The 16,430-nt window shown below is 73.8% G+C and carries 11 protein-coding genes; 8 read left to right on the top strand and 3 right to left on the bottom strand.

Going from position 1 to position 16,430, the window contains the following annotated elements:
* On the bottom strand, positions 1–2,136 hold a 2,136-nt coding region (locus tag ACLIYP_RS07230; protein ID WP_412712303.1), incomplete at its 3' end, for a sensor histidine kinase.
* A gap of 486 nt (positions 2,137–2,622) precedes the next feature.
* Between ACLIYP_RS07230 and ACLIYP_RS07225 the strand changes: the two genes are divergently transcribed.
* A complete protein-coding gene (locus ACLIYP_RS07225) occupies positions 2,623–3,420 on the top strand; it encodes a hypothetical protein (RefSeq protein ID WP_412712302.1) in 798 nt (265 codons plus the stop codon).
* Positions 3,421–3,494: 74 nt separating this feature from the next.
* Here the strand turns inward: ACLIYP_RS07225 and lon are convergent, their stop codons facing one another.
* The gene (gene lon, locus ACLIYP_RS07220; RefSeq protein ID WP_412712301.1) at positions 3,495–5,909 is read right to left on the bottom strand and encodes an endopeptidase La; all 2,415 of its coding nucleotides are present in this window, start codon (positions 5,907–5,909) and stop codon (positions 3,495–3,497) included.
* Positions 5,910–6,068: 159 nt separating this feature from the next.
* Here lon and ACLIYP_RS07215 point away from each other — a divergent pair, with 159 nt between their 5' ends.
* The 7 genes from ACLIYP_RS07215 to ACLIYP_RS07185 all read left to right on the top strand — a co-directional run bounded on the left by ACLIYP_RS07215 (position 6,069) and on the right by ACLIYP_RS07185 (position 15,302).
* Positions 6,069–6,824, top strand: a complete 756-nt coding sequence (locus tag ACLIYP_RS07215) for a spermidine synthase family protein (protein ID WP_412712300.1) — start codon at positions 6,069–6,071, stop codon at positions 6,822–6,824.
* Positions 6,825–6,882: 58 nt separating this feature from the next.
* On the top strand, positions 6,883–7,647 hold the full coding sequence (locus ACLIYP_RS07210) for a response regulator transcription factor (RefSeq protein WP_412712299.1): 765 nt from the start codon (positions 6,883–6,885) through the stop codon (positions 7,645–7,647).
* Positions 7,644–8,738, top strand: coding sequence for a HAMP domain-containing sensor histidine kinase (locus ACLIYP_RS07205; protein ID WP_412712298.1), 1,095 nt, complete (start codon positions 7,644–7,646; stop codon positions 8,736–8,738). The genes ACLIYP_RS07210 and ACLIYP_RS07205 overlap by 4 nt, the downstream gene beginning before the upstream one ends.
* 233 nt (positions 8,739–8,971) lie before the next feature.
* Entirely contained in the window at positions 8,972–12,796 is a 3,825-nt protein-coding gene (locus tag ACLIYP_RS07200) for a multifunctional oxoglutarate decarboxylase/oxoglutarate dehydrogenase thiamine pyrophosphate-binding subunit/dihydrolipoyllysine-residue succinyltransferase subunit (RefSeq protein WP_412712297.1), read from the top strand.
* Between the two features lie 132 nt (positions 12,797–12,928).
* The gene (locus ACLIYP_RS07195) at positions 12,929–13,105 is read left to right on the top strand and encodes a DUF6104 family protein (protein ID WP_093847737.1); all 177 of its coding nucleotides are present in this window, start codon (positions 12,929–12,931) and stop codon (positions 13,103–13,105) included.
* Positions 13,106–13,189: 84 nt separating this feature from the next.
* Entirely contained in the window at positions 13,190–14,128 is a 939-nt protein-coding gene (locus ACLIYP_RS07190; protein ID WP_412712296.1) for a DUF4097 family beta strand repeat-containing protein, read from the top strand.
* 1 nt (position 14,129) lies between these two features.
* Complete coding sequence (locus ACLIYP_RS07185) at positions 14,130–15,302, top strand: PadR family transcriptional regulator (protein ID WP_412712295.1); 1,173 nt, start codon at positions 14,130–14,132, stop codon at positions 15,300–15,302.
* A gap of 67 nt (positions 15,303–15,369) precedes the next feature.
* Here the strand turns inward: ACLIYP_RS07185 and ACLIYP_RS07180 are convergent, their stop codons facing one another.
* Entirely contained in the window at positions 15,370–16,332 is a 963-nt protein-coding gene (locus ACLIYP_RS07180) for a zinc-binding dehydrogenase (RefSeq protein WP_412712294.1), read from the bottom strand.
* Positions 16,333–16,430: the final 98 nt, after the last annotated feature.

The following is a 16,430-nucleotide window of genomic DNA, read 5'->3' as shown; positions in this document are numbered from 1 at the left end:
GACCGTGCCCGGCAGGGGCTGCGCCGTGCCCGCGGTGGCGGTCCTGGCCCCCGCGAGGGCCCCGGGCACCGGGCGGTCGGGCAGCAGGGCGCGCGGCAGGACGGCGACCGCGGCGATGCCGCCCTGCTTCTGCTCGCGCAGCTGCACCCGCACCCCGTGCCGCGCGGCGAGCCGGGCCACCACGTACAGGCCCATGCCCAGCGCGTCGTCGTCCTCGGGGACGCCGGAGGCGCCCTCGGCCAGCTTGGCGTTCAGCTCGGCGAGCCGCTCGGTGGAGGAGCCGATGCCCTCGTCCTGGACGGAGAGCATGATCTCGCCGCTCTCCAGCATCCAGCCCGACAGCCGCACCTCGGCGTCCGGCGGCGAGAAGGCGGTGGCGTTGTCCACCAGTTCGGCGATCAGGTGGCTGATGTCGTCGGCGGCGGAGCCGGACACCTGGGCATGCGGCGGCAGCGTGGCGATCTCCACCCGCTCGTAGCGCTCGATCTCGCTGATCGCGGCGCGCAGCACGTCCAGCAGCGGCACCGGCTCCAGGTGGCCGGTGGTGTGCTCGGAGCCCGCCAGGAGGAGCAGGTTCTCGCTGTGGCGGCGCATCCGGGTGGCGAGGTGGTCGAGTTTGAAGAGCGCCGCGAGCCGCTCCGGCTCCTTCTCCTCGTGCTCCATGGACTCGATCAGGGCGAGCTGCCGCTCCACCAGCCCCAGCGTCCGCAGCCCCAGGTGGACGAACGTGCCGTGGGAGGCGCCCTGCCGGCGCTCCGGGCGCTCGCCCTCGGCGCTCCGCGCGCCGGCCTCGGCCCCGCTCCCGGCGGCCCCGGCGGCCTTCGCGGACTCGTGGTCGCGCAGCAGCCGTTCGTGCTCGGCGGTCAGCGCGGCCAGCTGCTCCCGCGCGGCGGCCAGTTCGGCGGCCAGCCCGGTGGTTCCGGCGGTTGCTTCCTCGCGTCCGGGACCGGCGGACGGCGCTCCGGCGGCGGGCTCCGCGGAGCCCGCCCCACGCGCGGAACCGGCCGCGGCCTCGGCCCGGACGGCGCGCTCGTGCAGTTCGGCCGCGGTGTCCCGCAGGCGGTTGACGGCGCGTACGACGTCTGCGAACTCGTCGTTGCGGCCGGTGTACACCACCGGCTCCTCGCCCACCGGATCGGCGGCCACCCGCTCGCCGCCGCGCCGCAGGACCGCCAGCGGACGGGCCATCGAGCGGGCGGTCTGCACGCTGATGCCGACGGCGAGCAGCAGGCAGATCCCGAGCAGGGCGGCATGCAGCTCCAGCGCGGTGACGTCGTCGTCGCGCAGCCCCTCCAGCCTCTTCACCTCGGCGGCCGCCAGCGAGGACTCCATGCTGCGCATGCGGTCCACCCGGGCGGTCAGCGCGGACTCCACGCGGTCGGGGTTCAGGGCGCGGTCCTGGTAGTCCAGCCGCGGCTGGTCGGTGAGGCGGGCCAGATAGCGCTCGGCCAGCGTCACGTCGGTGCCGGTGACGGTCCTTGCGTACGCGTCCCGGGTGGAGGCGAGCGCGGTCTGGTCGAAGTCGGCGAGGGCGGCCTGCTCGCGCAGGTGCGCCTGCTGGGCGGCGGCGGTCAGACGCGGCTGCTCGCCCTCGCCGGCGAGCGCGGCCAGCAGCAGCCCGCGGGCGGCGGAGGCCTGCTCGACGGCGCGCCCGAGGCCGGGGAGCGCGTCGGCCGTCGCGTTCTCGGCGCGTGCGGGCAGGGCGCGGGTGGTGGCGGCGGTGATGCCGCCGAGGGACTGGATGAGCTGGGTGTACGCCTCGTACGCATCGGCGGCGCCGCCCTCCCCGGCCACGGCCCGCTGGCGGGTGTCGGGGAAGGCGTCGAGCAGCCGCCGTATGTCGGCGGGGGCGTCGGCGCTCAGCTCCCGGATGCCGCGGTCCACCCGGGCGCGCTCCCGTTCGGAGATCCCCTCGCCGTCCCGGCCGGTGCGGCCGGCGGCGATGTAGCGGACGACGGCGTCGCGCTCGTCGGCCAGGGCGTGGGAGAGCGAGACCGCGCGGCGGCCCAGGTCGGCGCGGTCGACCAGCCGCTGGGAGTCGGTCAGATCGCGCGAGGCGGTGGCCACCGAGGGCGCGCCCGCGGCGAGTACGGCGGCGGCGCACAGGACGACGGAGACGAGGAGTCTGTTGCGCACCCGCGCCCTGCGCCCTGCGGGGGGCTGTGCGGAGGCTGTGCCGTCCTGGCGGTCCTGCCGGCTGCTCCGGTGTCGCTTCTTCCCCACCCGTGCTCGCAATCTCGTTCCGCCGTCCCGGACGGATCCGGGACGCGACAGTCCAGTGTGTGCGGCAAGGGACCGTATCCCGTCCGTTCACAGTTGCCCGCGGCGGCCGACGTTTCCATCGGCGCGGCGGATGCGGAGGCGGTCCCCCTGCCAGGCCACCCGAAGGAGTGAACATCACGGGGGAGTTGCCGAACAACTCCGATGCCGCGGCCAGTTCGGCCACACACCGGCCGGGGGTTGGAAATCCGCCCGGCCTTTTGGCAATATTCGCGCCCACCGTTTCACGGACACCACGATTCCGGTAGAACTCCGGCGAAGAACCGCAGGTCGCGGCACTGGTTCAGACCTGTCCCGCGCTCCCCCGTCCCCTGCCGGGCCCGCTCCGGCACACTGGCGCGCATGCGGATCGAGATGGCGAGCGAGCCAGGGAGCCCCCAGGTCCCCAACGAGGACTACGCGTCGGTAGCCCTACCTGCGGCGGGAAGGGGCGGGGCGCTGGTGGTGCTGGACGGCGTGACTCCGCCGCCGGAGGACACCGGGTGCGCGCACGACGTGCCGTGGTACGTGGCCCGCCTGGGCGGAGCGCTGCTCGAACTGTCCGGTTCGCGGCGGGATATGACGCTCAGGGAGTGCCTCGCCTCCGCCATCGGCCGGACCGCCTCCTCGCACGGCCCGGGGTGTGACCTTTCTCACTCCCGCACCCCGCAGGCGACGGTGGTGCTGGCCCGCTGGGACGAGTCGGCCGTCGAGCACCTGGTGCTCTCCGACTCGGCGCTGCTGCTGGAGGGCGCGGACGGTTCGGTGACCCCCGTCCTCGACACCCGGCTGGACGGGCTGCGGCCCGCCGCGCGGGCGCTGCCCCCGGCCGGGCGGGCCGCGTACCTGGAGTCCCTGCGCAACGCGGAGGGCGGCTTCTTCACCGCGGCGGCCGATCCGGCGGTGGCCGGGCGCGCGGTGGTGGGCTCGGCACCCCGCGAGCGGGTGCGCGCGCTGGCCGCGCTGAGCGACGGCGCCACGCGCTGGACGGAGACCTTCCGACTGGGCGACTGGACCGCGCTGATGGCGGTGCTCCGCAAGGAGGGGCCCCGGTCGCTGATCGGCCGGGTGCGCACCGCCGAGTCGGCCGACCGCGCCGGCGCGGCGTTCCCGCGCGGCAAGGCGCACGACGACGCGACGGCCGTGCTGGTGGAGTTGTAGACGGCCCCCGGGCGCCCCCGGTCCTGCCGGCCGGGGGCGCCCGTTGCGGGGGCGCCCGTTACGGGCCCGTCCGCTCAGACCGCGACCGGGAGGTCCGCCGCCGCGGGGGCCAGCGCCAGCTCCAGCACCTGGCGGACGTCCGAGACCGGGCGGACGTCCAGCTTCCGCAGCACCTCCTCGGGCACGTCGTCCAGGTCCGGCTCGTTCCGCTTCGGGATGACCACCGTGGTGATCCCGGCGCGGTGGGCGGCCAGCAGCTTCTGCTTCACCCCGCCGACCGGCAGGACGCGGCCGGTCAGCGAGACCTCGCCGGTCATCGCCACGTCCGGGCGGACCTGACGGCCCGACAGCAGCGAGGCCAGCGCGGTCGTCATGGTGACGCCCGCGCTCGGCCCGTCCTTGGGCACCGCGCCCGCCGGGACGTGGAGGTGGACGCCGCGGTCCTTCAGGTCGCCGACCGGCAGCTCCAGTTCGGCGCCCCGCGAGCGCAGGTAGGACAGGGCGATGTGCGCGGACTCCTTCATCACCTCGCCCAGCTGCCCGGTCAGGGTCAGGCCCGAGCCGCCCGTCTCCGGGTCGGCCAGCGACGCCTCGACGTACAGGACGTCCCCGCCCGCGCCGGTGACGGCCAGCCCGGTGGCCACGCCGGGGACGGCGGTGCGCCGCTCGGCCGGGTCCTGGGCGGACTCCGGGGTGTGGTGCGGGCGGCCGATCAGGGCGCGCAGGTCGTCCGCGCCGACCGTGAACGGCAGCTCGCGCTCGCCCAGTTCGTGCTGGGCCGCCACCTTGCGCAGCAGCCGCGCCACGGACCGCTCCAGGTCGCGCACCCCGGCCTCGCGGGTGTACTCGCCGGCCAGCCTGCGCAGCGCGTCCTCCTCCAGCACCACCTCGCCGGACTCCAGCCCGGCGCGCTCGCGCTGGCGGGGCACCAGGTGGTCGCGGGCGATGACGACCTTCTCGTCCTCGGTGTAGCCGTCCAGCCGGACCAGTTCCATGCGGTCCAGCAGGGGCTGCGGGATGGACTCCAGGACGTTGGCGGTGGCCAGGAACACCACGTCGGACAGGTCGAGTTCGACCTCCAGGTAGTGGTCGCGGAAGGTGTGGTTCTGCGCGGGGTCCAGCACCTCCAGCAGGGCTGCGGCCGGATCACCGCGGAAGTCGCTGCCGACCTTGTCGATCTCGTCGAGCAGCACGACCGGGTTCATCGAGCCGGCCTCCTTGACGGCCCGTACGATCCGGCCCGGCATCGCGCCGACGTAGGTGCGGCGGTGGCCTCGGATCTCGGCCTCGTCGCGCACCCCGCCGAGCGCGACGCGGACGAACTTCCGCCCCATCGCCCGGGCCACGGACTCGCCCAGGGAGGTCTTGCCGACGCCGGGCGGTCCGACCAGGGCCAGTACCGCGCCGCCCCGGCGTCCCCCCACCACGCCCAGGCCCCGTTCGGCCCGGCGCTTGCGGACGGCCAGGTACTCGGTGATGCGCTCCTTGACGTCCTCCAGGCCGGCGTGGTCGGCGTCCAGGACGGCGCGGGCGCCGGCGATGTCGTAGGCGTCCTCGGTCCGCTCGTTCCACGGCATCTCCAGGACGGTGTCCAGCCAGGTGCGGATCCAGCCGCTCTCGGGGCTCTGCTCGGAGGCTCGCTCCAGGCGTTCGGCCTCCTTCAGGGCGGCCTCGCGGACCTTCGGCGGCAGGTCGGCGGCCTCCACCCGGGCGCGGTGGTCGTCGCCCCCGTCGCCCGCCTGTCCGCTCAGTTCGGCCAGCTCCCTGCGGACGGCCTCCAGCTGGCGGCGGAGCAGGAACTCGCGCTGCTGCCTGTCCACGCCCTCCTGGACGTCCTTGGCGATGGCCTCGGCGACGTCCTGCTCGGCGAGGTGGTCGCGCAGCCAGGCGACGGCCAGCCTCAGCCGCTCCACCGGATCGGTGGTCTCCAGCAGCCTCACCCGCTGCTCGGAGCCCAGGAACGGGCTGTAGCCGGAGTTGTCGGCGAGCTGCCCGGGGTCGTCGATCTGCTGGACGCGGTCGACGACCTGCCAGGCGCCGCGTCTGCGCAGCCAGCTGGTGGCCAGCGCCTTGTACTCCCTGACGAGCTCGGCGACGGCGCCGGGCAGCGGATCGGGGACGCTCTCCTCGATCTCGGTGCCCTCCACCCACAGGGCGGCGCCCGGCCCGGTGGTGCCCGCGCCGATCCGCACCCGGCTCACGCCCCGGATCAGGGCTCCGGGGTCGCCGTCGGCGAGCCGGCCGACCTGCTCCACGCGGCCGAGCACCCCGATGCCCGCGTAGGAGCCGTCGATGCGCGGAACGAGCAGGACCCGCGGCTTCTCCCCCTTGCCGCCGGCCCCGCCGTCCCCCACGGCGGACTGGGCGGCCTCCACCGCGGCCCGCACCTCGGCGTCGGACAGGTCCAGGGGCACCACCATCCCCGGCAGTACCACCTCGTCGTCGAGCGGCAGCACGGGCAGGGTGAGCGTTGCGGGCGACAGAGCCATGATCTCTCCCTCGGCAGACAAGTTGAGCTGAAGCGACTCAATGCCTTTTCAATGCCCGGGAGGCGCGCGGTGTTCCCCTCCGTGTGTTCGCTGCGAGCGATCACCTCGCTTCACGCCCCGCCCGGCGCGCTCGGCCCGCCGGCGGCAGGATGGGGCGGCATGACGGCCGACAGGCAGCCCCCGTGTCCCCCGTACGAGACGACGGCCGGCCACGGGGCCGGCGCCCCCCTCGTCCTGGACCGCCGCGACGGCCCTCACGGCGAGGTCGTCCTGCGGCGGCACGGAGGGCTGCTGCAGATCATCGCCAACGGCTGCTTCCTGATGGACACCTCCGACGGCCGCTCCGAGCGCCTGCTGGTGCGGGCCGCGCTTCGGGAGCTGGACGCCGGCGGCGGCCGACCCTCGCCGTCCGTGCTGATCGGCGGGCTGGGCGTCGGCTTCTCGCTGGCCCAGGCGGCGGCCGAGCCGCGCTGGGGGCGGATCACCGTGGTCGAGCGGGAGGAGGCGGTGATCGGCTGGCACCGCGACGGCCCGCTCGGCGAGATCTCCTCCGGGGCGCTGGCCGACCCCCGGGTGCGGCTCGTCCGCGCCGACCTCCTGGCGCACCTGGCCGGCGGCGGGTCCGGAGGCCCGTCCGGCGGCCGGGAGCCGTACGACGCGCTGTGCCTGGACGTCGACAACGGCCCCGACTGGACGGTCACCGAGGACAACGGCTCGCTCTACACCCCCGCCGGGCTCGCCGCCTGCGCCCGGCGGCTCGCCCCCGGCGGGGTGCTGGCCGTGTGGTCCGCGCAGCCGTCCCGCACCTTCGGCGAGGCCCTCCGGAATGCCGGGTTCACACGGGTGCGCACCGAAGAGGTGCCCGTCGCCCGAGGCGTCCCGGACGTGGTCCACCTCGCCACCCGACCGGCGTAGCGCACCGCACACGCGCCGTTTACGCTCTAGCGAGAAACCGAGCGGTAGGGCGAGACGTATGGACCACAGGAACACCACGCAGTCCCACGGCGGCACCGCCGCGGCGGCCTCCCCCGGCGCGCAGCGCCGGATCCTGGTCGTGGAGGACGACCCGACCATCACCGAGGCGGTCGCCGCCCGGCTGCGCGCCGAGGGCTTCCAGGTCCGCACCGCCGGGGACGGCCCGGCGGCGGTGGAGGCGGCCGAGGTGTGGCAGCCCGACCTGCTGGTACTGGACGTGATGCTGCCGGGCTTCGACGGCCTGGAGGTCTGCCGCCGGGTGCAGGCTCAGCGGCCGGTGCCGGTGCTGATGCTCACCGCCCGGGACGACGAGACCGACATGCTGGTCGGCCTGGGGGTCGGCGCGGACGACTACATGACCAAGCCCTTCTCCATGCGGGAGCTGGTCGCGCGCGCCCACGTACTGCTGCGCCGGGTGGAGCGCGCCACGATCGCCGCCTCCTCGCCGCGCTCGGGCACGCTGCGGCTGGGCGAGCTGGAGATCGACAACGCCCAGCGCCGGGTGCGGGTCTCCGGCAGGGACGTCCACCTCACCCCCACCGAGTTCGACCTGCTGGTCTGCCTGGCCAACTCCCCCCGCGCGGTGCTCTCCCGCGAGCAGCTCCTGGCCGAGGTGTGGGACTGGGCCGACGCCTCGGGCACACGCACGGTCGACAGCCACATCAAGGCGCTGCGCCGGAAGATCGGCGCGGAGCGGATACGCACGGTCCACGGCGTCGGCTACGCGCTGGAGGCGCCCGCCCCGGCCCCCGACTGGACATGAGCAGAACGGGCGCGGGCCGCCGTCGGCGTTCCCTGTGGAGCCGGTTCTGGGAGGGCGTGCGCCCCGTGGACCCGTTCCGCTCGGTGAAGGCCGCGCTGGGCGCGCTGGTGATCGTCACGGTGGCCATCACCACCCTGCTGACCATCGTCGCGGTCCACTCGGCCATCGAGCTGCGGGTGATCGCCCTGCTCGCGGTGATCGCCTCGCTGGTGGTCACCCAGTTCGTGGCGCACGGGCTGGCCGCGCCGCTGGACGAGATGACGGACGCCGCCCGCTGGATGGCCCGCGGCGACTACAGCCGGCGCGTCCGCGTCGACCGCCGCGACGAGCTGGGCGAGCTGGCCGGGACGTTCAACCGCATGGCCGCCGACCTGGAGGCCGCCGACCGGCACCGCAAGGAGCTGGTGGCCAACGTCTCGCACGAGCTGCGCACCCCGATCGCGGCGCTGCGCGCGGTGCTGGAGAACGTGGTGGACGGGGTCTCCGAGGCCGATCCGGCGACGATGGACATCGCGCTGCGGCAGACCGAGCGCCTGGGCCGCCTGGTGGAGCACCTGCTGGACCTGTCCAGGCTCGACAACGGCGTGGTGCCGCTGCACTCCCGCCGCTTCGAGGTGTGGCCCTACCTGGCGGGCGTGCTCAAGGAGGCCAACATGACCAAGGGTCAGGGGCACTTCCGCACCGACGTCCACCTCCACCTGGAGGTGACCCCCTCGGACATGGTCGCGTACGCCGACACCGAGCGGCTGCACCAGGTGGTCGCCAACCTGATCGACAACGCCGTCAAGCACAGCCCGCCCCACGGCCGGGTGACGGTGCGGGCACGGCCCGGCCGGGCGCCGCTGAGCCTGGAGCTGGAGGTGCTGGACGAGGGCCCGGGCATTCCGGAGGCGGACCGCGAGAGGGTCTTCGAGCGCTTCGGCCGCTCCGCCTCGGCCGAGGGCGGCGACGGCGGCACGGGGCTGGGGCTGGCCATCGCGCGCTGGGCGGTGGATCTGCACGGCGGGCGGATCGGAGTGGCCGAATCCCCGCGCGGCTGCCGGATCCGCGTCACCCTTCCCGGCGATACGTCCAAACTTGAGTTGACGTAGGCTCGGAACAGCCGCGAGGTGAGGGAGCGAGGCAGGGGCCACTCCCTGGGGCGGCCCTTCCCAGAAACGGTCGAACCATGTTCGTTTCCCGCCCGGGAAAGCGCCGAAACGCGCCCGTGGATGTGACTTAGACGACGCAAACACCATGCCGACTGCACCGAACGGTGCGGGGGGCGTAGCCTTTATTTCTGCTGTCCACCCACACAGGTAAGCGGAAGAGGGCGGTTGCCGCCGTGTCGCCACAGGCCCCCAAGACTTCGAGTTCCCCCAGGACCGAGCAGGACGGGCAGGGAAAGAGTCCTGCCGCCGGCTTCGGTGCCAACGAGTGGCTCGTCGACGAGATCTACCAGCAGTACCTCCAGGACCCGAACTCCGTAGACCGGGCCTGGTGGGACTTCTTCGCCGACTACAAGCCGGGACAGGCCGCCGGAGGAGCCGCGGCCCCCAGCGCGTCGAAGCCCGCGGGTGAGCCCCAGGCGTCACAGGCCCCCCAGCCGCGGCAGACGGCGCCCGCCGCGAAGGCCCCCGCGGCCAGGACCGCCGAGCCCGCCGGGCCCGCGGCCGAGACCGCTCCTCCCAGGAGCGAGCCCGCGGCCAAGGCAGCCCCTTCGAAGAGCGAGCCCGCCGGCAAGGCCGCCGCCGTTCCCGCGAAGGGCGAGCCCGCCGGGAGCGGTGACGGCCAGGCGGCCGGCCCGGAGTACGTGCCGCTGCGCGGCCCGTCCGCCGCTGTCGCCCGGAACATGAACGCCTCGCTGGAGCTGCCCACCGCCACGTCGGTGCGCGCGATCCCGGTGAAGCTGCTCATCGACAACCGCATCGTCATCAACAACCACCTCAAGCGCGCCCGCGGCGGCAAGGTGTCCTTCACGCACCTCATCGGCTACGCCATGGTGCAGGCGCTCAAGGCGATGCCGTCGATGAACTGGTCGTACACCGAGAGGGACGGCAAGCCGACGCTGGTCAAGCCCGACCACGTCAACCTCGGCCTGGCCATCGACCTGGTGAAGCCCAACGGCGACCGCCAGCTCGTGGTGGCCGCCATCAAGAAGGCCGAGACGCTGACCTTCTTCGAGTTCTGGCAGGCGTACGAGGACATCGTGCGCCGCGCCCGGAACAACAAGCTGACGATGGAGGACTTCTCCGGCGTCACCGCGTCGCTGACCAACCCCGGCGGCATCGGCACCGTCCACTCGGTGCCGCGCCTGATGCCCGGCCAGGGCCTGATCATCGGCGTCGGGGCCATGGAGTACCCGGCGGAGTTCCAGGGCACCTCGCAGGACACCCTGAACAAGCTGGGCGTCTCCAAGGTCATGACGCTGACCAGCACCTACGACCACCGCGTGATCCAGGGCGCCGCCTCCGGCGAGTTCCTGCGGATCATGCACCAGCTGCTGCTCGGCGAGAACGGCTTCTACGACGAGATCTTCGAGGCGCTGCGCATCCCCTACGAGCCGGTGCGCTGGCTGCGCGACATCGACGTCTCCCACGACGACGACGTCACCAAGGCCGCCCGCGTCTTCGACCTCATCCACTCCTACCGGGTCCGCGGCCACGTCATGGCCGACACCGACCCGCTGGAGTACAAGCAGCGCAAGCACCCCGACCTGGACATCACCGAGCACGGCCTCACCCTGTGGGACCTGGAGCGGGAGTTCGCGGTCGGCGGCTTCGCCGGCAAGTCCCTGATGAAGCTGCGCGACATCCTGGGCGTGCTGCGCGACTCGTACTGCCGCACCACCGGCATCGAGTACATGCACATCCAGGACCCCAAGCAGCGCAAGTGGATCCAGGACCGCGTCGAGCGCCCGCACTCCTCGCTGGAGCGCGACGAGCAGCTGCGCATCCTGCGCAGGCTCAACGCCGCCGAGGCGTTCGAGGTCTTCCTGCAGACCAAGTACGTGGGCCAGAAGCGCTTCTCGCTGGAGGGCGGCGAGTCCGTCATCCCGCTGCTGGACGCCGTGCTCGACGCGGCCGCCGAGGCGCGTCTGGACGAGGTCGTCATCGGCATGGCCCACCGCGGCCGCCTCAACGTGCTGGCCAACATCGTGGGCAAGTCCTACGCCCAGATCTTCCGCGAGTTCGAGGGCAACCTCGACCCGAAGTCGATGCACGGCTCCGGCGACGTGAAGTACCACCTGGGCGCCGAGGGCACCTTCACCGGCCTGGACGGCGAGGAGATCAAGGTCTCCCTCACCGCCAACCCCTCCCACCTGGAGGCCGTGGACCCGGTCGTGGAGGGCGTGGCCCGCGCCAAGCAGGACATCATCGGCAAGGGCGGCACGGACTTCACCGTCCTGCCCGTCCAGCTCCACGGCGACGCGGCCTTCGCGGGCCAGGGCGTGGTGGCCGAGACGCTGAACATGTCGCAGCTGCGCGGCTACCGCACCGGCGGCACCGTGCACGTGGTCATCAACAACCAGGTCGGCTTCACCGCCCCGCCGGAGTCGGCGCGCTCCTCGATGTACGCCACGGACGTGGCGCGGATGATCGAGGCGCCGGTCTTCCACGTCAACGGCGACGACCCGGAGGCCTGCGTCCGCGTGGCGCGGCTGGCCTTCGAGTTCCGCCAGGCGTTCAACAAGGACGTGGTGATCGACCTCATCTGCTACCGCCGCCGCGGTCACAACGAGGCCGACAACCCGCACTTCACCCAGCCGCTGATGTACACCCTGATCGACAAGAAGCGCTCGGTGCGCAAGCTCTACACCGAGTCTCTGATCGGCCGGGGCGACATCACGCTGGAGGAGGCCGAGCAGGCGCTCCAGGACTTCCAGGGGCAGCTGGAGAAGGTCTTCACCGAGGTCCGCGACGCCACCAGCCAGCCGGCTCCGGCGGAGGTGCCGGTCCCGCAGGCGGAGTTCCCGGTCGCGGTGGACACCGGCGTCAGCGCGGAGGTCCTCAAGCGGATCGCCGAGTCCCAGGTCAACATCCCCGAGCGGATCACCGTCCACCCCAGGCTGCTGCCGCAGCTCCAGCGCCGCGCGGCGATGGTGGAGGAGGACCGGATCGACTGGGCGATGGGCGAGACGCTCGCCGTCGGCTCACTGCTGATGGAGGGCACCCCCGTCCGGCTGGCCGGCCAGGACTCCCGCCGCGGCACCTTCGGCCAGCGCCACGCGGTGCTGGTGGACCGGGAGACCGGCGAGGACTACACCCCGCTGCTGTACCTGTCCGAGGACCAGGCCCGCTTCAACGTCTACGACTCGCTGCTGAGCGAGTACGCGGCGATGGGCTTCGAGTACGGCTACTCCCTGGCCCGCCCCGAGGCGCTGGTGATGTGGGAGGCGCAGTTCGGCGACTTCGTCAACGGCGCGCAGACGGTCGTGGACGAGTTCATCTCCTCGGCCGAGCAGAAGTGGGGCCAGACCTCCGGCGTCACGCTGCTGCTGCCGCACGGCTACGAGGGCCAGGGCCCGGACCACTCCTCGGCCCGGATCGAGCGCTTCCTCCAGCTGTGCGCCCAGAACAGCATGACGGTCGCGATGCCGACCCTGCCGTCGAACTACTTCCACCTGCTGCGCTGGCAGGTGCACAACCCGCACCACAAGCCGCTGGTCGTCTTCACCCCGAAGTCGATGCTCCGGCTCAAGGCGGCGACCTCGAAGGCGGCGGAGTTCACCTCCGGCGGCTTCCGCCCGGTGATCGGTGACGCCTCGGCGGACCCGGCCCAGGTGCGCAAGGTGGTCTTCTGCTCCGGCAAGGTCTACTACGACCTCGCCGCCGAGCGGAGCAAGCGGGGCGCGACCGACACCGCGATCATCCGGCTGGAGCGGCTGTACCCGCTGCCCAGCAAGGAGATCCAGGCCGAGATGGCCCGCTACTCCGGCGCCTCGACGATCGTGTGGGCGCAGGAGGAGCCGGCGAACCAGGGCGCGTGGCCGTTCATCGCGCTCAACCTGGTGGACCACCTCGACCTGTTCATCGGCTCGGGGAAGGCCCCGAACGCGGACCGGCTGCGCCGGGTCTCGCGTCCGTCGTCCTCCTCCCCGGCGGTGGGCTCCGCCAAGCGCCACCAGGCCGAGCAGCAGCAGCTGGTCAACGAGGTCTTCGACCTCTGAGGCCGGCCCGGAGGCCGAGGGCGGCCCGCCGCCGTCCGCAGACCCCGTGGGGCCCGCACCGTCACGCCGACGGTGCGGGCCCCACGCCCGTGGTACCGACGCACACCATCCGGACCGGACAGGGAGATGTCCATGTACTTCACCGACCGCGGTATCGAGGAGCTGGCGCAGCGGCGCGGCGAGGAGGAGGTCACCTTCGAGTGGCTCTCCGAGCAGCTGCGGACCTTCGTCGACCTCAACCCCGACTTCGAGGTGCCCGTCGAGCGGCTGGCGACCTGGCTGGCACGCCTGGACGACGAGGACGAGTGACGGCGGGCGGCGCCCGCGGTGCGGCCGTGCGCTCTCCTTGACTTCCCAGAACCGCGATATATCGTGTCTTCACAGAGACGCGATATGTCGTCGTACGCCGATTCAGGGGAGGCCGCCGTGCCAGGCCGGTCCGAGTGGTCCGTGGACGCGCCGTGCGGGCTCGTCTTCGAGGAGGACGTCCACACCCTGCGGGTGCGCGTCGTGGGCGGCGCGGTGAACGTCGTCGGCACCGACGCCCCGCCCGCCAGGCTGGAGGTCGGGGCCGTGACCGGGCCTCCGCTGACCGTCCGCCTGGAGGACGGCACGCTCACGGTCGCCTACGACGACCTGCCCTGGAAGGGCTTCCTCACCCTCCTGGACCGCGAGGCGTGGCGGCACAGCGCCGATGTGTCGCTCGCCGTGCCCGCCGGCGTCCGGGTCGAGGTCGGCGTGGTCGGGGCCGACGCGGTGGTCACCGGCATCGCGGGGGGCACCGAGGTGCGCGGGATCACCGGCGGCATCACGCTGGTGGGCCTGCGCGGCGACGTGCGGGCAGACACGGTCTCCGGCGGTGTCCAGGCGCAGGGCGTGACGGGGGGCCTGCGCTTCAGCTCCGTCTCCGGCGATCTGACGGTCATCGACGGCGGCGGCTCGCCGGTGCGGGCCGATTCGGTCAGCGGCGACATGGTGGTCGACCTGGCCCCGGCCCGGGAGGGGCGGCGCACCGACGTCCGGCTGAGCTCCGTGTCGGGCGGGATAGCCCTGCGGCTGCCCGAGCCGGCCGACGCCGCCGTGGAGGCGGGCACCGCCGGGGGCTCGGTCTCCTGCGCCTTCGAGGATCTGCGGATCTCCGGGCAGTGGGGCGCCAGGCGGGTCACCGGCACCCTGGGCACGGGCGACGGACTGCTGCGGGCCACCACCGTCTCCGGCTCGATAGCCCTGCTGCGGCGCCCGGAGCCGGAAGCCGGCGAGGAGGCCGGCGACCCCTGTCCGGCCGGCGGCACGCCCGCGCCGGCCGAGCCCTCCCCCCGTAAGGACGTGTGACATGCCCCCCGTCTTCGCCCACGGCCGCCTGCGCCTGTACCTGCTGAAGCTGCTCGACGAGGCGCCGCGCCACGGCTACGAGGTGATCCGGCTGCTGGAGGAGCGCTTCCAGGGGCTGTACGCGCCCTCGGCCGGCACCGTCTACCCGCGGCTGGCCAAGCTGGAGGCCGAGGGCCTGGTCAGCCACACCACCGAGGGCGGCCGCAAGGTCTACTCGCTCACCGACGCCGGCCGCGCCGAGCTCGCCGACAGGCAGGGCGAGCTGACCGATCTGGAACTGGAGATCCACCAGTCGCTGGCGGCCCTGGCCGCCGACATCCGCGAGGACGTCAGCGGCGCGGCCGGCGACCTGCGCCGCGAGATGCGCGAGGCGGCCGAGCGGGCCCGCGGCGCCGGCCGGGCCCCGGGCGCCGCGGACACGGCGGACACGGCGGACACGGCGGACGCCGGGGGTCCCAAGGGCTCCGGGGGCGGCGGCGCGTCCGCTCCCGGCCGGGAGAAGGCCTGGGAGGGCGCCTGGGAGGGTGCCTGGGGCGACAAGGAGGCGCTGCGGGCCGCGCGCGAGGAGATGCGCCGGGCCGGTGAGCAGTGGAAGGAGCAGGCCCGCCGCGCCCGCCAGGAGGCCCAGCAGGCCAGGCTCCAGGCACGCAGGGCCCGCCAGGCGCGGGACGCCGCCCTCCAGGAGGCCGAGCGGATCGCCCGCCAGGTCCAGGAGCAGGTGCAGTCGCACGCCCGGCAGGGCGACTGGCAGGGCGCCGTACGCGCGGGCATGTCGGAGCTGGGCAGGCACCTGGGCGGTCTGGGAGGCCTGAGCGGGCTGGGCGACCTGGGCGGCACCGGCGGCCGGAGCACGCCCCGGGCACAGCACACGGGGCCGGAGCACGCTGGGCCGGAGCACGCTGGGCCGGACGACCGGTCGGGCGCAAAGCAGGCGCCGGTCCCGGAGTGGGCCGAGGAGCCCGCCGCACCGTCCGGCGACCCCCGGCGCGATCTGGAGCGGCTGCTGGACCGGTTCCGCGACGACGTGCGGGACGCGGCCCGCGATCACGGGGTGGGCGAGGAGCAGCTGCGCGAGGCCCGCCGCCATCTGTCGACGGCGGCGGCCCGCATCGTCTCCCTGCTGCGGTCGCCCGGCTCCGGCGGCCCGGACGGCCCGGACGCCACGGGGGCGTAGGGGGCACGTACGGTGGTCCGCCTCCCCTCGGCCCCGAGGGGAGGCGGACCACCGCGCCGTCAGACCGTCAGACCGTCAGGACGATCTTGCCGAAGAGGTCGCCCGTCGCCATCTTCTCGAAGCCCTCGCGGGCCCGGTCCAGCGGAAGCGTGGAGTCGATCACCGGGCGGACGCCCTTGGCCGCGCAGAAGTTCAGCAGCCCGGCCAGCTCCTCCTTGGAGCCCATCGTGGAGCCGACGACCTTCAGCTCCAGGAAGAAGATCCGGTTCAGCTCGGTGGCCGGCGGGTTCGGGCCGCTGGTGGCGCCCGAGATGACCAGCCTGCCGCCGGGCTTGAGGGACTTCACCGAGTGGGACCAGGTGGCGGCCCCCACCGTCTCGATCACCGCGTCCATCCGGTGCGGCAGCCGCGCGCCGCTCTCGAAGGCCGCCTCGGCGCCCAGCTCCTCGGCCCGCCTGCGCTTGGTCTCGTCGCGGCTGGTGGCGAAGACCCGCAGGCCCGCCGCGGCGCCCAGCACGATGGCCGCCGTGGCGACGCCCCCGCCCGCACCCTGCACCAGGACGGAGTCCCCGGGACGCACCTCGGCGTTGGTGAAGAGCATCCGGTACGCGGTCAGCCACGCCGTCGGCAGGCAGGCCGCCTCCTCGAAGGAGAGCTCCTTCGGCTTGGGCAGGACGTTCCACTGCGGTACGGCGACCCGCTCGGCGAAGGTGCCCTGGTACTTCTCGGTCAGGATCGAGGGCCGCTCGCGCGGCCCGACCCCGTGTCCGGTCGCGCCGATGACGGAGTAGAGCACGACCTCGTTGCCGTCGGCGTCCACCCCGGCCGCGTCGCAGCCGAGGATCATCGGCAGCGACTCCTCGCCCAGGCCGACGCCGCGCAGGGACCACAGGTCGTGGTGGTTGAGGGACGCCGCCTTGACGTCGACGGTCGTCCAGCCGAGCGGAACGTCCGGCTCAGGACGCTCGCCCAACTCGAGTCCGTTCAGCGGCTTGTCTCGGTCGATGCGCGCGGCATAGGCAGCAAACATGATCAGAACCCTAGGCCGCGCCGGGCCTCCGCGGAACCGGGCGGCGGTGTGACACGCGCCGCTGGCCGCGCAGGACGGCCGGACGCCGGACCGGCGCC

It is taken from the genome of Streptomyces nanhaiensis, from assembly GCF_046614825.1.
Lineage (GTDB): Bacteria > Actinomycetota > Actinomycetes > Streptomycetales > Streptomycetaceae > Streptomyces > Streptomyces radiopugnans.
The sequence above is the reverse complement of the archived record's forward strand: the minus strand, read 5'-3'. Positions and strand labels throughout refer to the sequence as shown.